This window comes from Mycobacterium sp. pR1184 (genome assembly GCF_041287235.1).
Taxonomy (GTDB): domain Bacteria; phylum Actinomycetota; class Actinomycetes; order Mycobacteriales; family Mycobacteriaceae; genus Mycobacterium.
The window spans coordinates 440,779-459,124 of the sequence record NZ_JBGGKR010000001.1 but is presented as its reverse complement, the minus strand read 5'-3'; the positions used below and the strand labels follow the sequence as shown (position 1 = coordinate 459,124).

General features: G+C 65.9%; 20 protein-coding genes. 6 read left to right on the top strand and 14 right to left on the bottom strand.

Annotated elements, in window-relative coordinates; genetic code table 11:
• Positions 1 to 89 precede the first annotated feature (89 nt).
• Together ACAG21_RS02365 and ACAG21_RS02360 are read left to right on the top strand one after the other, a co-directional pair.
• Entirely contained in the window at positions 90 to 1,166 is a 1,077-nt protein-coding gene (locus tag ACAG21_RS02365) for an acyltransferase family protein (RefSeq protein WP_370494429.1), read from the top strand.
• Positions 1,167 to 1,284: 118 nt separating this feature from the next.
• A complete protein-coding gene (locus ACAG21_RS02360; protein WP_370494428.1) occupies positions 1,285 to 2,358 on the top strand; it encodes an acyltransferase family protein in 1,074 nt (357 codons plus the stop codon).
• Here the strand turns inward: ACAG21_RS02360 and ACAG21_RS02355 are convergent.
• Genes ACAG21_RS02355 through ACAG21_RS02330 form a run of 6 tightly spaced genes read right to left on the bottom strand, consistent with a single transcriptional unit; the run spans position 2,309 to position 6,826 of the window.
• Complete coding sequence (locus ACAG21_RS02355) at positions 2,309 to 2,716, bottom strand: hypothetical protein (protein ID WP_370494427.1); 408 nt, start codon at positions 2,714 to 2,716, stop codon at positions 2,309 to 2,311. The two genes, ACAG21_RS02360 and ACAG21_RS02355, sit on opposite strands and share 50 nt — an antisense overlap.
• Positions 2,713 to 3,660 (bottom strand): metallophosphoesterase, encoded by a 948-nt coding sequence (locus ACAG21_RS02350; RefSeq protein WP_370494426.1) that lies wholly within the window; start codon positions 3,658 to 3,660, stop codon positions 2,713 to 2,715. The genes ACAG21_RS02355 and ACAG21_RS02350 overlap by 4 nt, the downstream gene beginning before the upstream one ends.
• The gene (locus ACAG21_RS02345) at positions 3,657 to 4,073 is read right to left on the bottom strand and encodes a cupredoxin family copper-binding protein (RefSeq protein ID WP_370494541.1); all 417 of its coding nucleotides are present in this window, start codon (positions 4,071 to 4,073) and stop codon (positions 3,657 to 3,659) included. The genes ACAG21_RS02350 and ACAG21_RS02345 overlap by 4 nt, the downstream gene beginning before the upstream one ends.
• A 23-nt stretch (positions 4,074 to 4,096) precedes the next feature.
• Positions 4,097 to 4,807: a Rieske (2Fe-2S) protein gene (locus tag ACAG21_RS02340; RefSeq protein WP_370494425.1), complete on the bottom strand. Its 711-nt coding sequence runs from the start codon at positions 4,805 to 4,807 to the stop codon at positions 4,097 to 4,099.
• Positions 4,804 to 5,355 carry an RNA polymerase sigma factor gene (locus tag ACAG21_RS02335; RefSeq protein WP_370494424.1) on the bottom strand — a complete coding sequence of 184 codons (552 nt, stop codon included), beginning with the start codon at positions 5,353 to 5,355 and terminating at the stop codon, positions 4,804 to 4,806. The genes ACAG21_RS02340 and ACAG21_RS02335 overlap by 4 nt, the downstream gene beginning before the upstream one ends.
• Positions 5,356 to 5,398: 43 nt before the next feature.
• Positions 5,399 to 6,826, bottom strand: a complete 1,428-nt coding sequence (locus ACAG21_RS02330; protein ID WP_370494423.1) for an NAD(P)-binding protein — start codon at positions 6,824 to 6,826, stop codon at positions 5,399 to 5,401.
• 119 nt (positions 6,827 to 6,945) lie between these two features.
• Here ACAG21_RS02330 and ACAG21_RS02325 point away from each other — a divergent pair, with 119 nt between their 5' ends.
• From ACAG21_RS02325 to ACAG21_RS02310, 4 genes are all read left to right on the top strand, one after another.
• Positions 6,946 to 8,466: a CoA-acylating methylmalonate-semialdehyde dehydrogenase gene (locus ACAG21_RS02325; RefSeq protein WP_370494422.1), complete on the top strand. Its 1,521-nt coding sequence runs from the start codon at positions 6,946 to 6,948 to the stop codon at positions 8,464 to 8,466.
• Positions 8,467 to 8,470: 4 nt separating this feature from the next.
• Positions 8,471 to 9,631, top strand: coding sequence for an acyl-CoA dehydrogenase family protein (locus tag ACAG21_RS02320; protein ID WP_370494421.1), 1,161 nt, complete (start codon positions 8,471 to 8,473; stop codon positions 9,629 to 9,631).
• Between the two features lie 10 nt (positions 9,632 to 9,641).
• Positions 9,642 to 10,529: a 3-hydroxyisobutyrate dehydrogenase gene (gene mmsB, locus ACAG21_RS02315; protein ID WP_370494420.1), complete on the top strand. Its 888-nt coding sequence runs from the start codon at positions 9,642 to 9,644 to the stop codon at positions 10,527 to 10,529.
• A gap of 150 nt (positions 10,530 to 10,679) precedes the next feature.
• Entirely contained in the window at positions 10,680 to 11,048 is a 369-nt protein-coding gene (locus tag ACAG21_RS02310; RefSeq protein ID WP_342925819.1) for an STAS/SEC14 domain-containing protein, read from the top strand.
• Here the strand turns inward: ACAG21_RS02310 and ACAG21_RS02305 are convergent.
• The 8 genes from ACAG21_RS02305 to map form a co-directional block, all read right to left on the bottom strand.
• On the bottom strand, positions 11,045 to 11,545 hold the full coding sequence (locus ACAG21_RS02305) for a MarR family transcriptional regulator (RefSeq protein WP_342925820.1): 501 nt from the start codon (positions 11,543 to 11,545) through the stop codon (positions 11,045 to 11,047). The genes ACAG21_RS02310 and ACAG21_RS02305 overlap by 4 nt on opposite strands.
• A 58-nt stretch (positions 11,546 to 11,603) precedes the next feature.
• Complete coding sequence (locus ACAG21_RS02300) at positions 11,604 to 12,635, bottom strand: histidinol-phosphate transaminase (protein ID WP_370494419.1); 1,032 nt, start codon at positions 12,633 to 12,635, stop codon at positions 11,604 to 11,606.
• Positions 12,635 to 13,654: a 3-oxoacyl-ACP synthase III family protein gene (locus ACAG21_RS02295; protein WP_370494418.1), complete on the bottom strand. Its 1,020-nt coding sequence runs from the start codon at positions 13,652 to 13,654 to the stop codon at positions 12,635 to 12,637. Before ACAG21_RS02295 ends, ACAG21_RS02300 begins: the two co-directional genes overlap by 1 nt.
• Positions 13,655 to 13,661: 7 nt before the next feature.
• The gene (locus ACAG21_RS02290; protein ID WP_370494417.1) at positions 13,662 to 14,309 is read right to left on the bottom strand and encodes an SRPBCC family protein; all 648 of its coding nucleotides are present in this window, start codon (positions 14,307 to 14,309) and stop codon (positions 13,662 to 13,664) included.
• Positions 14,290 to 16,032: a thiamine pyrophosphate-binding protein gene (locus tag ACAG21_RS02285; protein ID WP_370494416.1), complete on the bottom strand. Its 1,743-nt coding sequence runs from the start codon at positions 16,030 to 16,032 to the stop codon at positions 14,290 to 14,292. The genes ACAG21_RS02290 and ACAG21_RS02285 overlap by 20 nt, the downstream gene beginning before the upstream one ends.
• A 74-nt stretch (positions 16,033 to 16,106) precedes the next feature.
• Positions 16,107 to 16,877: an anti-sigma factor gene (locus tag ACAG21_RS02280; protein WP_370494415.1), complete on the bottom strand. Its 771-nt coding sequence runs from the start codon at positions 16,875 to 16,877 to the stop codon at positions 16,107 to 16,109.
• A gap of 70 nt (positions 16,878 to 16,947) precedes the next feature.
• On the bottom strand, positions 16,948 to 17,493 hold the full coding sequence (locus tag ACAG21_RS02275; protein WP_370494414.1) for a sigma-70 family RNA polymerase sigma factor: 546 nt from the start codon (positions 17,491 to 17,493) through the stop codon (positions 16,948 to 16,950).
• 51 nt (positions 17,494 to 17,544) lie between these two features.
• Positions 17,545 to 18,345 (bottom strand): type I methionyl aminopeptidase, encoded by an 801-nt coding sequence (gene map / locus ACAG21_RS02270; protein WP_370494413.1) that lies wholly within the window; start codon positions 18,343 to 18,345, stop codon positions 17,545 to 17,547.
• Position 18,346: the final 1 nt, after the last annotated feature.

Sequence of the window (18,346 nt, the reverse complement as noted above, 5' to 3'; positions counted from 1 at the left end):
TCGCCGGGGGCGTGAATCGACTACCTTGGGCATCCGGCGCCGTATTCGGGCGCCCGACAGGGGTTGTCGAGAGATGCAGGCGGGGGTCTATGAAGCTGGTTCAGGTTTTCGATCCCCGAAACAACGCGCTGAACCTGTTTCGACTGGGACTGGCCGCCGAAGTCATGCTGTTCCACTCCTGGCCGGTCACCGGACGGACCCCGCCGCACGTACTGCGCCAGCTTCTCTTCTCGGTGGGTGTTGACGGCTTCTTTGCGATTTCGGGCTTCCTGATCACCGCGAGCTGGCTCACCGATCCGAAACTGCGTCACTTTCTCACGGCGCGGGCACTGCGCATTCTGCCCGGGTTCTACGCCTGCCTGATCGTCACCGCCTTCGTGTTCGCCCCGCTCAATGCGGCGATCGCCGGTGGTTCGGCCATGCGGCTGCTGAAGTCCTTCGCGCCGTTCGAGTACGTTCTGAAAAACGGTGCGGTGGCCTACATCCAGCACTTCATCGGCGGAACCCCGCGCGGCGTCCCGTTTCCCGTTGGTGGCTGGAACGCGTCGCTGTGGTCGCTGATCTGGGAACTGATGTGCTATCTCACCGTCGCCGGTATCGGGCTGGCCGGACTGGCCAATCATCGCTGGATTTCACCAGTACTGCTGGGCATGGCCACAATTGGCGCAACCTTGGTGCCACCGCTAGCGTTCCCGGGAGTATGGACCTTTCCGCAACTCATGGTGCGTTCGGCGATCATGTTCGCCGCGGGCGCGCTGCTGTACCAGTGGCGCGATGTGATGCCCGCTCGATGGTCACTTGTCGCGGTGAGCGTGGTCATCGTTGTGGTCGCCGCCGCCCTGCTGCCCGATTACCGGGTGGTCGCTGCCCTTCCACTGGCCTATGCCGTCATCGTTTCGGCAGCCAAGATCCACAACCAACACTTGCGATTGCGGACGGACCTTTCCTACGGCGTCTACATCTACGCGTTCCCGACTCAGCAGTTGCTGGCCAGTTGCGGTGTCGCGACGCTGAATCCGATCGCGTTCGCCGGTCTTTCGACGACGGTGGTGGTGCCGCTGGCCGCACTGAGTTGGTTCGCGATCGAAAAACCCGCGCAGTCTCTCAAGTTTCGACTCAGACGAAAATGGTCCGGCTCACAGCTCGCCAAAGCGAGCCAACCCTAACGCCGCTCGGGATGGCAAACCGCGTTTTCGGGACCAAAGACCCGATGCGAAATCGGCGCGATGCGCTTAAATGCAGGAACGTGGGAATGCCGGGAACGGGGACGGCTGGTGACAACGAATGAAACTCGGGCAAGTATTCGATCCGCGAAGCAATGCACTGAATGCGTTGCGGCTGGCGATGGCCGCCGAAGTGATCCTTTGGCATTCGTTCGCCGTCACCGGTGGTGTCCTGCCGAACGCGCATGTACGGCAGTTGCTGTTCGGGGTGGGCGTCGACGGGTTCTTTGCGATCTCGGGCTTCCTGATCACCGCGAGCTGGCTTAATAACCCGCAGATCCGTGACTATGTCGTCCATCGCGCTCTTCGTATTCTCCCCGGGCTCTATGCCTGCCTAGCGGTGACCGCGTTTGTCATCGCGCCGATCGGTGTGGCGATTCAGGGTGGACCGGCGTTAAAGCTGCTGCTGTCCAGCGCTCCCTTCGAGTACGTGGTGGAAAACGCCGCCATAGCGGTGCTCAAATTCGACGTCGGTGGAACTCCGACCGGAGTCCCGGTGGCGGGGATGTGGAATGGATCACTGTGGACCCTCATCTATGAGGTGCTGTGCTACGCCGCCGTGGCGGTTCTCGGGCTGGTGGGACTGGCTGCGCGTCGATGGACTTCTGCGGTGGTGTTGGCATTGGCGGTGCTTCTCGCCGCGTACTTGCCGCCCATGACATTTCCCGGGATCTGGAGCAACGAGCAGTGCATCGCGCGCTTCGCCATCGTGTTTGCCGCCGGCGCCCTGATGTATCAGTGGCGTGACGTGATTCCCGCTCGGTGGTCACTGGTCGCACTGTGCGTGGGCATCGTTGTGCTGTCCGGCCTGCTGCCTGACTACCGGCTGGTCGGCGCCGTTCCGTTGGCGTACGCCGTCATCGTTTCCGGCGCACTGGTCCACAACAGGTATCTACGGTTGCCGACGGATCTGTCTTACGGCGTCTACATTTACGCTTTCCCGGTCCAGCAGTTGCTTGTGATCAGCGGGCTGGTCGGGACGAATCCCTTTGTGTTCGCTGTCATTGCGACGATAGCTACCCTGCCGCTGGCCGCTCTGAGCTGGTTCCTGATCGAAAAGCCAGCACTGGCCCTGAAATCTCGATTCACGAAGAAGTCGGTTGGCGCCGAGCTCCCCGAAGCCAGCCGAACCTGACGCCGCCGGGAAGGTCGGCAAGCGTCCACAACAGCACGGTCAGCACTTCGGCCCCCACGCTGATCGCCGCGTACGGCACTGGGTCCCAGCCCTGCTCGGAAAAGCCGAAAAGCCCGGCGGTGCGCGACAATGCGAAGGCTATCAGCGAACCCCCGGAGATCGCGGCACCGGCCCAGCGCAGCCACCAGGGACCACCCAGGAGGATCAGCAAGCCCACCGCGAACGAGAAGCTCGCCTGGACCAGGAACCCGGTTCCGATCGTCGGAATGTGCTGGTAACCGTGGACATACAGGTAGGCATGGCTGACGGCGCTGGCGAGCAACGACGCGGCGAAGCCGACCCGGATCAAGATATTCATTGCAGCCTCTGCTCTTTCAACGCCAGGGCGGTCTCGCCCTTGGTGTAACTGACCTCGCGAATCCCGAGCGCGTCGTGCAGCTTGCCGGCCGGCAGCGTGATCGGCTTGGGTGCCGGCCCATCGCCGGGGTGGGGCAGCGGGTAGGCGGTCGTAGTCCCGCTGTAGAACGACACGTTGCCTTCGGTCTTCGAAAACAATTGGTGCACATGGCCGTTGATGCATGTCACCGAGGCAAACCGGCGCAGGTAACTGAGGGCCTGGGTGGCATCGTCGGTGCCCCAGCCCCAGTCCGGATACATCGCGAACAGCGGGATATGACTGAACACGATGATCGGCGTGTCGCTGGACAGCCCCGCGACGTCCTTCTCCACGAACTCCAGCTGGTCGACGCCGAGATGTCCGAGCTTGCGCAGGTTCAGCGTGTTGACCAATGCGATCACGTGAACGCCGGCGGCGTCGAAGCTGTACCACCCGTCGCCTACCGATCCCGCTCCGAATACCTTGCGGTACTTCTGCCCCGCGTCGTCGACCGAGTCGTGCTCCCCCGGCACGGTGAACACGTGTGGCGTCTTCAGCCCGCTCATCATCTGCTTCACCTGGTCGAACTGCTCGGGGGTGGACAGGTGCGTGAGGTCACCGGTGTGAACGACGAAATCCGGTGTGTAGCCAAGGTTGTTAACCTGGTCGATCGCGTGGCCGAACGTGCCGGACACGTCCGGGTTGGGCGCACCGGTGAAGCCCAGGTGACTGTCGCTGATCTGGGCGAAGCGCAGAGCAGGCCGGATCTTCGCGCGCTCGGCCGCGGCGGCCCCGGCGACATGGGAGATCACCTCCCCGCCGGCCACGGCGAACCCGACCGCCGCACCGAACCAGGCCCCGTGCCGGATCAGCTGCCGGCGACTCATCGTGTTCGGGCCGCGGTTCGCGTCCGTCTCCGAATTCATTGCGTCACCACCACGGTGCCGTGCATCATCGGGTGAATCGAGCAGACATAGTCGAAAGTCCCTGCGGTGGAGAAGGTATGGGTGAAACTGGCTCCGGTCCCCATGCCGGGTGAATGAAACGAACCGTCGCTCGCGGCCACCGTGTGGGGTTCTTCGTCACGATTGATCCAGGTGACGGTGGTGCCCACGCTGACCTTCAGCGTCGCGGGAGCGAACGCGAAGCCGTCGATGGTGACTTGGTTACCGCTGGCCGGTGCCGACGGCGCGGTCACCGACGGCGTCGCACCCGAATCCGGCTTCATGGTGACCGACGCGTGCGCATCGGGCCGCGACGCAGAGCACCCGGTGAGCAACAGCGCCCCCGCCGCCAGCAAGGCAAGGTGTTTTCGGAACGTGGCAATCGTCATGCCCAGTGATAGGGCGGGTGGTTACACCGTTAGGCCGGGCGCTCGGGGTACGGCGGCGGGGCGAGCACCTCAACGACTCCGTTGACCTCGCGAACCATCAATGTGGGCAACGGCTTTGGGGCGATCGGTAGTTGATGGGTGAGCACTTCTCCCGCGGGCGAGAACGAGGTCGAGTGGCAGGGGCAGCGCAACCTGTCGTCCGGCGCGTCGAACCACAACTTGCACCCTTGATGTGTGCACACCCCGGATACCGCCTCGAGTTTGCCGTCGACGCGGCGAACGAATCCGCTGACCGATCCCAGATCGAACCCATGCATGCGACCGTCCGGCACGTCCGAACTGGCCGCGACGCGCTGCCAGCTTCCGTCGTTGGGCGTGAGCTGTCCTGCGACGGTTGGACCTTCGGTGATGCCTCCGGTCACGGCTCGATCGATGGAAACCGCGGTGACCGCGGCGGCGGCCGCGGCCGACGTGCCGACGATCACCTGACGTCGCGTGGTGTTCTGTTTGGGTGCCGGTGGCGCGGGCGCTACGCCGGCCATCTGTTCGGCAAGCCGCCGGTGCAGGTCGGTGAGGAATTCCTGGCGCGGCGTGGACCCCTCCTTCGAACCCTCTCCGGCAGCGCGCAGTTCGATCGCCATGCGGATCTGGGCGGCCTCGAAATCGGTTGGCGCAAACGGTTTCGGCCGTCGGCCCCGCAGCAAATCGTCGACGTAGCGACGCAATCCTCGCGCGTTCATGCCTGGCCCCCATCGTTGACCTGTGCCGCCAGCCGTAGCGCGCGATGTTGAAGCACCTTGGCGTTGGCGACGCTGATTCCAAGTTCCGCGGCTGACTCCTTGATTGAATTGCCTTGCAGGAAACGTAGTTCCAAAATCTGTCGATATCGGTCGGGCAGGCTCTCGAGAACGTGGGCGACGCGCGCCGGCGCGTTGCTGATTGCCTCCTCGCTATCGGGTGGTTGCTCGATGTCCTCCTCGATCGACGTTATCTCCCGTCCCAGGGTCTCGCGCCAGTGCGCGGCCAGTACCGTTCGCGCCGTGGCGCGCAGGTATGCGCGCACCTCACCGACGCTCGCGGTCAGCCGCAGTGGCCGCAGTGCGGCCAGGAACACCTCGGCGGTGAGATCCTCGGCGTCCGCCCGGTTGCCGACCCGGGCGAACAGCGTGCGGTACACCCAGTCCGCGTTGTCCTGGTACACGGCTTGCCAGTCGGCGTAACCCTGCGCGCCTGGGTCGGGCACCGCACGCAGGGGGCGCGGGCCCGCGGGTTCGTTTCGTGACGTCACATGTCTCCCTCACCCGATCAATATCAGCGGGGGTTACACGCGGTCAGGGCGCGGCGAGCGAAGATTCATCGACGACCAGCTCGTCGAGCTTCGCCGCGGTGGCGGACAGGACTGTTTTGGCCATGCCGAGTATTCGCTCGCGCACCCGGGGTTTGGCCGAGGCCGGCGGTAGCAACTGGCCCACCAGGTGACCGAAGAGGTCCAGGCGCGAGCCGGACAGCCAAGCGGTCAGGCCGGGGTCGTCGAACCAGCGCAGTTGACTGCTGTAGTCGGCCAGCGCGATGCGTAACCAGTCCAGGTCGGTGTCGGGGTGCGGCAGCGGCACACCCAGGCGGTTGCGGGTCGCGTCATCGGGATAGGCCGCCTCCAGGTGGGCGATCAGCGAGGCGCTGAATATCTGCTGGCAACCTCGCACGCTTTGCAGCGTGATGCGCCCGGAATCGAAAATTGGAGTGGCGGGCCGCTTTTCGGCTCCGTCGGCGGTGCAGTCGAGGTAGAGTGCGCGTCCGCGGATCCCCACGTCACCGCCCTCGAGGACCATCTTGTCGTCCGCATTGTCCTTCTCAATGGCCAGCAGATGGCCCTTGCGGACGATGTCGCCGATGCGGCGCAGCTGCTCCAGCTCGGCCTGGGTGACGGTCGCGCAGCGGTACATCGTGGGGCGCACGGCCGGGTCTATCCGCAGCAGGGTGCCGGCGTCCTCGAGCCGGGCGAACAGGTCGTCGGCCGAGGTGGCGTCCCTGATCGCGCGCAGCTGGGCGATGAATCCGGCTTTGATGCGGCCGGCGAACGCCGCCCCGGGCTGCATCGTGGCGCGATCCAGCAGCCACGAGTCGCGCGGCATGATCCAGGTCAGCCGGTCCGGTGCCACGCCATGGCCGAGCAGCCACAGGCAGGTGTCGATGCCCGTCTTGCCGGCCCCGACGATGACGTAGCGCTCGTGGGCGCCGCGGCCCGGCAGGTCGTTGGGTGCGACGCAGACAGTGCCGGGCGCGATCGGATACGGCGGCGGGCGCATCGCGGGCACCATCACGCGCATGTAGGTCGCATCCACCACCCGGCGGGCCACGTCGACGGTGTACTCGTCACCGGCCAGCGTGACGAAGCGGCCCGCACCGAGGTACTCGCTCATCGGGAAGTAGCGGACCCGCCCGGTCGGCACCAGCTGCTGGCGCATGACGTGGTCGTAGTACGAGCAGACTTCTGCGGCCGTTGCCAGCTCGTACAGCCCCCGGTTCCAGCCGGCCTGGTCGATCGTGTCACGGCCCAGCCGCAGCGAGTTGACCCCGTAGAAAACCGACGGCTGATGCAAGCGGACGAACGGGTAGGCGGTGGTCCAATGTCCACCCGGCGCGTCGTTGCGGTCCACCACCACGACGCTGGCCTCCGTCTCGGAGACCAGCGTGTCGATGAACGCCATGCCCATGGCGCCCGCGCCGATGACCAGGTAATCGGCCTCGATCGTCTGCATACCGGGTCAACGCTAGCCCGCGTTGTCAGCGCAGGTAACCACCTTGCCAAGGCCGGAACGCCGTTACTAGGATATGCAAGTATCCGCTTACGCACAGGAACAAGACCCAAGGGCACCCCATGACCACACAGATCCCGCACTTCATCGACGGGAAGCGCGTCGCCGGCCAATCCACTCGCACGGCCGATGTCTTCAACCCCAGCACCGGTGAGGTGCAGGCAAAAGTCCCGATGGCGTCGGTGGCCGACGTCGACGCCGCGGTCGCCTCGGCGGTCGAGGCCCAAAAGGGCTGGGCCGCAACGAACCCGCAGCGTCGTGCCCGGGTCATGATGAAGTTCATCGAGCTGGTCAACCGCGACATGGACGAGCTGGCCGAGTTGCTGTCCCTCGAGCACGGCAAGACCGTGCCCGACGCGCGCGGCGACATTCAGCGCGGCATCGAGGTGATTGAGTTCGCGATCGGCATCCCGCATCTGCTCAAGGGCGAATACAGCGAGGGCGCCGGACCGGGCATCGACGTCTACTCGCTGCGCCAGCCCCTGGGCGTGGTCGCGGGCATCACCCCGTTCAACTTCCCGGCGATGATTCCGCTGTGGAAGGCCGGGCCCGCCCTGGCGTGCGGAAACGCGTTCGTGCTCAAGCCAAGTGAGCGTGACCCGTCGGTGCCGGTGCGACTGGCCGAGCTGTTCGGAGAAGCCGGCCTGCCGCCCGGTGTGTTCCAGGTCGTGCACGGCGACAAGGAAGCCGTCGACGCGATCCTGCACCACCCCGACATCAAGGCCGTCGGCTTCGTCGGCAGCTCCGACATCGCGCACTACATCTACTCGACGGCCGCGGCCAACGACAAGCGGTCGCAATGCTTCGGCGGCGCCAAAAACCACATGATCGTGATGCCCGACGCCGACCTGGACCAGGCCGTCGACGCGCTGATCGGCGCCGGATACGGCAGCGCCGGCGAGCGCTGCATGGCGATCAGCGTCGCGGTGCCCGTCGGCGAGCAGACCGCGGATCGGTTGCGCGCCAGGCTGGTTGAACGGATCAACCAGCTGCGCGTCGGCCACAGCCTGGATCCCAAGGCCGACTATGGCCCGCTGGTCACCGAGGCCGCCGTCGCCCGGGTGCGCAACTACATCGACCAGGGCGTGGCAGCCGGCGCCGAGATTGTGATCGACGGCCGGGAGCGGCGCAGCGACGACCTGGCCTTCGGTGACGCCAACCTCGAAGGGGGCTTCTTCATCGGGCCGACCCTGTTCGACCACGTCACCACCGACATGTCGATCTACACCGACGAGATCTTCGGGCCGGTGCTGTGCATCGTGCGAGCCCACGACTACGAGGAGGCCTTGCGGCTGCCGTCGGAGCACGAATACGGCAACGGCGTCGCCGTCTTCACCCGCGACGGGGACGCCGCGCGTGATTTCGTGGCGCGCGTCGAGGTGGGCATGGTCGGTGTCAACGTGCCGATCCCGGTGCCGGTGGCCTATCACACCTTCGGCGGCTGGAAGCGCTCCGGCTTCGGCGACCTCAACCAGCACGGCCCGGCGTCCATCCAGTTCTATACCAAGGTGAAGACCGTGACGTCGCGGTGGCCATCCGGTATTAAGGACGGCGCCGAATTCGTCATCCCGACAATGGATTAAGGCCATGTTCGCGCTGAACGACGACGAACGGGTCATCACCGAGACGGCAGCGGCATTCGCTGCCAAGCGGATTGCTCCCTATGCTCTGGAATGGGAAGCAGCGCAGCACTTCCCGACCGATGTCTTGCGGGAAGCCGCCGAGCTCGGCATGGCGGCGATCTATTGCCGCGATGACGTCGGAGGCAGCGGGCTACGCCGTCTCGACGGGGTGCGGATCTTCGAACAGTTGGCCATGGCCGATCCCACCACGGCCGCGTTCCTGTCCATCCACAACATGTGCGCGTGGATGATCGACAGCTTCGGCACCGACGAGCAACGCAAGGAATGGATTCCGCGGCTGGCGCCGATGGACGTCATCGCCAGCTACTGCCTGACCGAGCCCGGCGCCGGATCCGATGCCAGCGCGTTGAGCACCCGTGCGGTCGCCCACGGTGGCGACTATGTGCTCGACGGCGTCAAACAGTTCATCTCCGGCGCGGGCGCCTCGGATGTCTACGTGGTGATGGCCCGCACCGGCGGCGAGGGACCGCGCGGCATTTCCGCCTTCATCATCGAAAAGGGCACGCCTGGACTGAGTTTCGGCGCTCTTGAGGAGAAGATGGGCTGGCACGCCCAGCCGACCGCACAGGTGATCCTGGAGGGCGTGCGGGTTCCCGCCGACGCAATGCTGGGCGGTGCCGAGGGCGAGGGCGCCGGCTTCGGCATCGCGATGAACGGCCTCAACGGCGGCCGGCTCAACATTGCGGCGTGCTCGCTCGGCGGTGCGCAGTCGGCCTTCGACAAGGCCGGGGCGTACGTGCGCGAGCGCCACGCGTTCGGCTCCGCACTGCTCGACGAGCCCACCATCCGCTTCACCCTGGCCGACATGGCCACCGGGCTTCAGACCTCACGAATGATGTTGTGGCGCGCGGCAAGCGCATTGGACGCCGGCGACCCCGACAAGGTCGAGCTGTGCGCGATGGCCAAACGCTACGTCACCGACACCTGCTTCGACGTCGCGGATAAGGCGTTGCAACTCCACGGCGGCTACGGCTACCTGCGCGAGTATGGTCTGGAAAAAATCGTCCGCGATCTGCGGGTGCACCGAATACTTGAGGGGACCAACGAAATCATGCGGGTGGTCATCGGTCGCGCCGAGGCCGGCCGATTCCGGGCCACCGCTTAGGAAGGCAGCAATGACGGAGCATCTGACGGTGGCGTTCCTGGGGCTGGGCAACATGGGCGCGCCGATGGCGGCCAACCTTGTTGCCGCCAACCACGCGGTGCGCGGATTCGACCCGGTGCCGGCGGCCCTGGCCGCGGCAACCTCGGCCGGCGTCACCGGTTTCGGCAGCGCCGCCGAAGCGGTGGCCGGGGCCGACGTCGTCATCACGATGCTGCCCAATGGCGAGTTGGTCAAACGCTGTTACGCCGAGGTGCTGCCGGCCGCGCGGGCCGGTGCGCTGTTCATCGACAGCTCCACGATCTCGGTCAGTGACGCCCGCGAAGTGCATGCGCAGGCCAGGGAGCACGGCGTTGCGCAGCTGGACGCCCCGGTCTCCGGCGGGGTGAAAGGCGCCGTCGCCGCAACGCTGGCATTCATGGTCGGCGGGGAGGAAGACGCGGTGCAGCGGGCCCGCCGGGTGCTGGAGCCCATGGCGGGCAAGATCATTCACTGCGGTGCGGCCGGTGCCGGGCAGGCCGCCAAGGTGTGCAACAACATGGTGCTGGCCGTGCAGCAGATCGCGATCGGCGAGGCCTTCGTGCTCGCCGAGAAGCTCGGGCTCTCGGCCCAATCGTTGTTCGACGTGATCACCGGCGCGACCGGCAACTGCTGGGCGGTGCACACCAATTGCCCGGTGCCGGGCCCGGTTCCGACCTCGCCGGCCAACAACGACTTCAAGCCCGGGTTCGCGACCGCGCTGATGAACAAGGACCTGGGGCTGGCGATGGACGCGGTGTCGTCGACGGGTTCGTCCGCGCCGCTGGGCACGCACGCCGCCGAGATCTACGCTGCGTTTATCGCCTCCGACGCCTCCCACGGCGCCTTGGACTTCAGCGCGGTGATCGAGGCATTGCGGTAGTACCGGTCCGGTTGGCAGGGTGGTTAAGGATTATGCGAACTGCCCGCCTCCGAGCGACAAACGTTGTCGCTGTGAGGCGGGCAAAGAGCACACCCGCGAGAAACCGGACGTAGCGTCCTCCGCAATGCGACTGCCAGAAAGGAGCATTCGATGATCGAAGTGCTGGACGACATGCCGGCGGGAGTCACCGGCATCCGCGTATCGGGCCGGTTGAACGGTGACGATCTGCGCGACTTCAAGCCCGCGATGGAAGAGCTCGTGAGCGGCGACGAGATCAGGATCGTGGAGGTCATCGCGCCCGATTACGAGGGCTTTGGGCCCGGTGGCCTGGTCGAGGACCTCAAGCTGGGCCTCGGCAGTGTTTTCAAGCATCATTCGGCGTTCAAGCGAATCGCGGTGGTGTCCGACAAGGAGTGGGTCGCCCATACCCTGCACGCGTTGGCGTGGATGGTCCCGGGCGAGATTGCCGTGTTCGGGCTCGACGACCTCGAACGCGCCAAACAGTGGGCCGCCGGCTAAAAGTCACCGGCGTTGCGGCGCAACGTTTCAATCGAGGAGACCAGCGCCTGGGATTCCGCGGTTTCCATGCCGATGTCGGCGAACACCTGCTCGTTGAGCGTGACGGTGGCGTCCTCGACCGTGGACCGGCCCAGCTCGGTGATCTGCACCAGCGTCGTGCGCCCATCGGTGGGGTGCGGCATCCGCTGAACCAGCCCGTCGGCCTCCAGCCGGCGGATCGCGTGGCTGACGCTGGTGACGTGGACCTGAAGTCGGTCGGACGCCTTGGTGATCGGCAGCGCCCCGGTCCGGCTGAACGCGAGCAGTCGCAGCAACTCGTAGCGCGAGAAGCTCAGGTCATACGGCCGTAGCGCCGTCTCCACCCGCGCCAGCAGGATTTGATGCGCACGCATCACCGAGGTCACCGCGACCATGCCCTGCGACACATCGCCCCAGCCCGCACGTTCCCAGTTGGTGCGTGCGGCGGCGATCGGGTCGCGCTTCTTGTCGGGGGCCACGCCTTTTCTTACCGCACTTGCGGCAAAAGCGGGTCAACTGGCCCGATTCAGCGGGCGCCTATTTGCCGACCGCGGCCAGCACCGCGAGCGTGGATTCACGGCTGCCCACGGTGATCCGCGCGCCACCGTCGGGATAGCAGCGCACCCGCAACCCGCTGTCGGCGAACACCTCACTCCACGGCCGGCCGGTCCTCGACGGCAGGTACATGAAGTTCGCGTGGGCGTCGGTCGTGTATATGCCCAACGCCGACAGCCGCATCCGCAGATACCGCCGCTCACAGGTGATCATCCGGATCCGTTGCAGCAGTTCGTCTTCGGCGTTGTAGGACGCCGCGACCGCCGGCAGGCTGGTCATCGCGATACCGAACGGCAGCTGGTGTGACCACATCGTCGCGGCCAACTCGGGTGCGGCCACCCCATAGCCGATCCGCAGCCCGGCCAGTCCGTATGCTTTGGAAAACGTCCGCACCACCACCACATTGGGGAATCGACGCGCCAGCGCCGACACCTCGATCCGGTGTTCGGGTGCGGCGAACTCGATGTAGGCCTCGTCGAGCAGCACGATGGTGTCGCGATGCACCCGGCGCAGGAAGCGGAACAGGTGCGACGTCGGCTCCAGCGTGCCGGTGGGGTTGTGCGGCCGGCACACCACCACAACACGGGCACTCGCGGCCGCGTTGGCCAGCCGGTCCAGGTCGTTGTGGCCGCCGTTGTTCAGCGGCACCGTCACCGGGTTCAGCCGCGCCATCTGCGCGATGATCGGGTAGCCGTCGAAGGTGGGAGCCGACATGGCCATCGTGTCACCGGGAACGGTCAATGCCTGCAGGGCCTGCAGCACCACCCCCGTCGCCCCGGCGCCCAGCACCACCTGCTCCGCACCGACCCCGATGCGATTGGCGATCAGGTTGCGCAACCGCTCGGGCAGGAACTCCGGATACCGGTTTGCCGCGTCGATGGATTTGACCAGCACCGATCGCACCGCGGGCAGCGGTGGGAACGGATTCTCGTTGAGCGACAACGCCAGTGGGTCGACCGCATGCGGAACCGAGTCGTCGACCTCCACGCTGGCAGGGCTGATAAGTGGTTGCATCAGACTCGCCCGCCCCAGCGCACCGCCGCCGCACCGGCGAAGTCGCCGGCATGGGCGAAGCCCGCCATCAGCACCACGTCACCGGAACTGAGCTGGCCGTCGGATATCGCGCGATCCAGATTGATCGGGATCCCGGCGCCGAACAGGTTGCCGCACTCCTCGAAGGTGTCCCGGTGCCGTTCCGGTGGCAACTCGAGCGCATCACGCCAGTTGCGCAGAAACGCCCTGTTCGGCTGATTGGTGACCATCAGATCAATGTCTTTGCTGGACAAACCGATTCGGTCACAGACCGCATACGCCACCTCGGGAACCTGCCGGTTGCCGCGGGCCAGCACCTTGGTGATCTTGCTTTCGGTGAAGCCGATGCTGCCCTCACCGGGGCCGGCCTGCCACCACTTACGGGGCGGGTCGAACGAAAGGGTCATCTCTCCTGCGTATTCGCCGAAGGTACGGCACTCGACATCGAGAATCGGCGACTCGTCGCCCACCGTGACGAGTCCGACCGCCGCCCCGTCACCGGGCACGGCCGACTGCGCCTTGCGGCGAATCGTCGGCTGATCGAAGAACTGGCCGGCCGCGTTCTGCGCGATCGCGATCAGCGCGGTGTGCCCTTCGCCGGACGACAACAGTTTGCGGGCCACGTTGAGCGCCAACACAAATGCCGCACATCCACCGTTGTTCAGGTCGAGCACCCACGACGGTCGCAGGCCCAGCCGGTGCGCAATGCCGCCGCCCTGCCCATAAAACGCCATGTCAGGCACCTGGGTGTGGGTGATCAGCACGTCGGCCCCTTCGACGACGTCGTGGCCGTGCCGCTCGACGAGTCCCTGCACCGCGCGTTCGATCATGTCGATCGAACTCTCATCCGGGCCAACATGATGGCGGAACTTCGGAGCCCGGAACATGACGTTCTCACGGAGCTCGTAGGATTCGGCGAACTGTGCGTAGTACTCAGCGGGGATCGGCTCGCCGGGCAGGTAGGTGGAGACGTCGATCAGGCTGACGGGTTGGTTACCCATGATTGGCTCATCTCATCCATTCGGGGGTCACCGGTAGACCATTGTGGTGGCGGTACTCGGCGATTGCCTTGAGGTTCTTCAGTTCCAGCTGATGGCCGGCGCCGAACATGTCCCAGAAGTCGCCGACCCACACCGGCCGTTGCGCGGGGGCCGTCTCCGGATACGGGTTGTGGTCGTAGAACGGGTGATGGCAATTGGTCCACAGCACAACAGAACCGGGCTTGTCGAGGACCACCTGCGCGTCGATGACGCGCATCAGGTAGATCATCCACAGATGCTTGCCCTGATCCCATGCGCAGTGATAGTCGACGGTGCGAGCCTGCTCGTTAGCGATGGTGCGCGTGTAGATCTCGGTCTGCGAGCCGAGTCGGTCGTAGGCCAGCCACAGGCCGGGCTCGTCGGTCGGGGTGAAGCCGCGCAGGCTGTAGGTCCACTCTTCGAGGCTGCGGGTGTCGGACAGGTATTCGAACAGCTCGTCGGGCGGGCAGTCGATGTAATCGTTGACGGTGCAGTACTCCCCGAAGACCTGATCGTGCGGGTACACCGATCGCATCATGTCCATGATGATCGGCGTGGCCTGCTCCCTGGGGCTGGTTTCGATGCGAGTAACCCCGTCGATGAGATCGGGGATGTCTTCAAGCGCTGGCAGCGACATTGGGGCATTTCTCCTTAACAGTCGGAATCTGGTCAATGGCAAGGGTTTCGGTCTTGGCAGCGGTGAGGAAGGGGGCGAACGGTGGGATCTCGTCGGCAGCACACTCGACACTGACCACAGCGGGGCCGTCGATGCCGAGTGCGGTGCCCATCGCGGCGGCGAGTTCTTGGGCGTCGCGGACGTCGATCGACCTCAGTCCGGGGAACATGGCCGCCAGCCCGGCACCCAGCCGACTGGGGCGAAATCGGTTGTAGCTGTAGAGGTTGTCGTAGAACAACTGCTCGCGGGTCACGCACATCGCATGCGCGTTGTTGTTGAACAACACGAACGTCACCGGCAACCGGTACTGCACGGCGGTGTGAACTTCCATGCCGTGCATGAAAAACGCTCCGTCGCCGGCGATTACCACGGTCCGCCCCTCCGGCCGTCCGCTGTTGGCCCGTCCGAAAGCCATTCCGATACCCGCCCCGAAGCTGTAGCCCATGCCGCCCATGCCGAGAGCGACGGTGAATCTGCCGCCGCGCCGGGCCGGCAGGTAATGCACCGCCGACGCACCGGTGTTGCCGGCGTCGACCACGATGTCGGTGCCGTCGGGCAGAACACCGTTGAGCACCGCCATGGCATCGCGGTAGCGCAAACCCGCGCCAACCCATGACGGAGGCGTCAATTCGGAGCGCGACACGGCGTCGGGCACCCGCACGCCGGTCGGACGCCCGCTGCCGGACAGGGCATGAGTCAGCATGCGCAGCGACATACGCAGGTCGTCGGTGTGCACGTGCGTACACGGAACGTAAGGCCGCGCAGAGCCGATCGATACGGTCCGCACCGCCGCCAGGGCGTCGTCGAGACCGGCGCGGGCCGTGACCGAGAGACGGGTGCCGACCACCAGGCACACCGCGCTGGCGGCCACCGCCTCGGCCACACCCGGGTGGCCCATCACACCGGTCACCCCAAGGGCGGATGAAGATCCGAATCCCGGTGTGCCAGAAGCATCTTTCGCGTCGGGCACGGTAGCGACCCGAGCCCGCAGCAATGCGCGCAGCTCTTCGAGCTCACCCCGAGCATTGTCGCGGGCCACCTGCTCGCCGGCGATGATCGTGATCGGCCCAGTGATGTTGCGCAGCATCGGAACGATCGGCTGCGGGTTTCCGATCGGCCGCGGCTCGACAGCGACAGGGCCCGATTGATCGGCGTAGACGAATGCTTGCTGAATATCCTTGGGCAGCAACAACACTGCAGGCCCACCCGTGCGCGCTGCCGCGATGGCCCGCGACAACGCCGCGGCGATGTCGGCCGGCCGCAGCACCCGTTCGCAGGACACCGACACCGCGGAGAATACGGCTTCGGCGTTGAGGGATCCATTGTTGCCGCTGGTGTCCTGGAAGCTGCCGCGGCCATCCATGGTCGTCGGGGTCTGCCCGACCAAAGCCAACACCGGGACCCGGCTTGTCAGCGACTCTCCAAGTGCTGCAACAAGATTCAGTGCACCACCGCCCGAAGTAGCGGCCACAACCCCGAGCCCGGCGCCGCTGCGACTGTAACCGTCGGCCATCGTGGCGGCGGAAAACTCGTGCTTGGCCAGAACCGCGGTGACCTCGGAGCGGAAATGTGCCGCGTCGTAAAGGTCTTCGATATTGGCGCCATCCACTCCGAAGATGTGGTCCACGCCGATTGACGCGAGGCATTCGACGATGTGGTCAACAACCCGGTGCTTCCGAGGCATCTGCTCACCTAAGTTCGATTGAGACGATGCCTAAGGCACGAGTCAGGTGAGCCGCCGGTTCACCTGGGGAGGTTTTACAGCGAACGCTGCAACAAAACCTGACCACTGTCGGCGGCGACCACCTGCACGGCGGCGATCTGCTCGATCGGCGTCGAGATGCTCGCGGCGGGCGTCGCGGTGTGGCCGGGTTCGGCCACCCAGGTAGCCAGCCGGGTTTGGCTGCCGTCGCGACCGACCACCACCATCGCCAACGTGTCGTGGTGCGCATACGGCGGTGCCAGGCAGACGCACTTCAAGTTGATGGACGTCCCCCAGTGCTGGCTGGAAATCTGCACCGTCGACGCCAGGAGGTTGGTACCCACCTGCGCCATCTCCGCCGAAGCGGCCACCGGCTGTGCCGGGGTTGCCGACGGGCTATGACCCTGAATGCCGACGAACACGCCGACCGCTAATACCGCGGCCGCGGCGGACGAGGCCACCCAGGTGATCGCCCGCGTTCGGCGGCGGCGCCAGGCCACCTTTGCCAGCAACGACGGCAACAGCTCGGGTGTGGGCTCCGGCGTCGCCGGCGGGAGGTCACCGGACTCAGCGATCGCGGCAACTTCTTCGCGGTCGAGTTGCGAAAGCAGGGCCGGCACTCCACTGAGCTCGGCGACGGCGTCGCGGCAAGCCGGGCACTGCAGCATGTGCCCTTCGAATTCACGGCGGTCGACCGACGACAGCGACCCCAACACGTATGCGGCATCCCACATCGCGTAGCGGTGATTGTCACCCATGATCAGACCAAAGACCTCGTTGTCGCCGGGTGGGCCTACCCCCGGAATCGGCGTCTTCATTTCATCCATCTCCTGTCACCCTTCAAGCATTCGGAGCCGATGACCACACGGATTGGTGCCCCGAAAAGGCATCGCGCTGTCATCGAGTAACTCCGAGTTCCTGCAGAGTGAGCCGCAAAGCCCGCACGGCATAGTGTAGTCGCGACTTCACGGTTCCTTCGGCAATGTCAAGGTCTGCAGCAATCTGCGCGGTGGTCCATCCGCGGTAGTACGAACGCTCGATAACGGCGCGGTGTTCCGTGGACAGTTGCGTCATCGCGTCGGCGATCAGCAACCGGTCCAGCGCCGCGTTGACCTCGTCGGGCGTGGCCTGTTCGGGTGCTCCCTCTTCGTCGAGCGAGCCGACTACATTGCGATACCGGGCGCTGCGGCGATCGTCGATGATCATGTTGCGGGCAACGGTGAACAACCAGGCTCGGGCCGACCGCTCGGTGTCACCGACGACTTCCGGATGCTGCCAGGCCCTCAGCAGAGTTTCCTGAACGACGTCCTCGGCGTGGGCCGCATCGCCGGTCAGCCGCAACGCATAGCGCCACAAGACCGCCGCGTGCTCGTCGTAGAGCGCCTTCATCAGCGCAGCTTCCGCCGCCCCCGAAGCCCGCCAAGTACCTGCGCCCCGAGCCACTCGATCACCTCCTGCCCATTGAAACGAGTGGAACAGGCGTTTAGTTCGAGATCAGTTCAAGGTGAGAATGCGGGGCCCGTCCTCGGTGACCGCCACCGTGTGCTCCCAGTGCGCCGCACGTGAGCCATCGGTGGTGGTGACCGTCCAGTCATCGTCGAGCACCAGCGTTTTACCTGTTCCGAGGGTCAGCATCGGCTCGATGGCCAGCACCGAACCGGGGGCCAGCAGCGGTCCGCGGCCGGGTGATCCCTCGTTGGGCAGGAACGGGTCCATGTGCATCTGCCGGCCGATGCCGTGGCCGCCGTAACCCTCGACGATGCCGAACGCGCGGCGGTGGCGAACCTCGGCCGCCCGCGTTCCCATCTCGATGGCGTGCGCGACATCGGTCAACCGGTTGCCCGGGATCATGGCCGCGATGCCGGCTTCCAGCGACTCCCGGGTCGCCGCGCAGAGGGCCTCGTCGTTGGGATCGAGTGTTCCGATCCCGAACGTGATCGCCGCATCGCCGTGCCAGCCGTTCAGGACCGCACCGCAGTCGATGGAGACCAGGTCACCGTGGGCGAGTACTTCCGCCGCGGAGGGGATGCCGTGCACCACCCGGTCGTTGACCGACGCGCAGATCGACGCCGGGTAGCCGTGATAGCCCAGGAACGACGGCGTCGCGCCGGCCTCCCGGATCACCGACTCGGCGATGTGGTCCAGGCTCAGCGTGGATACTCCGGCAACCGCGGCCGCGTGCACCGCCTGCAGGGCGTTGGCCACCACGGCGCCGGCCGCAGCCATCGCGTCGAGTTCGCCGGCGCTGCGCTGCGGCACTACCTTGCTTCTGCGCAGCCGCGCCAGCGCGCGCATC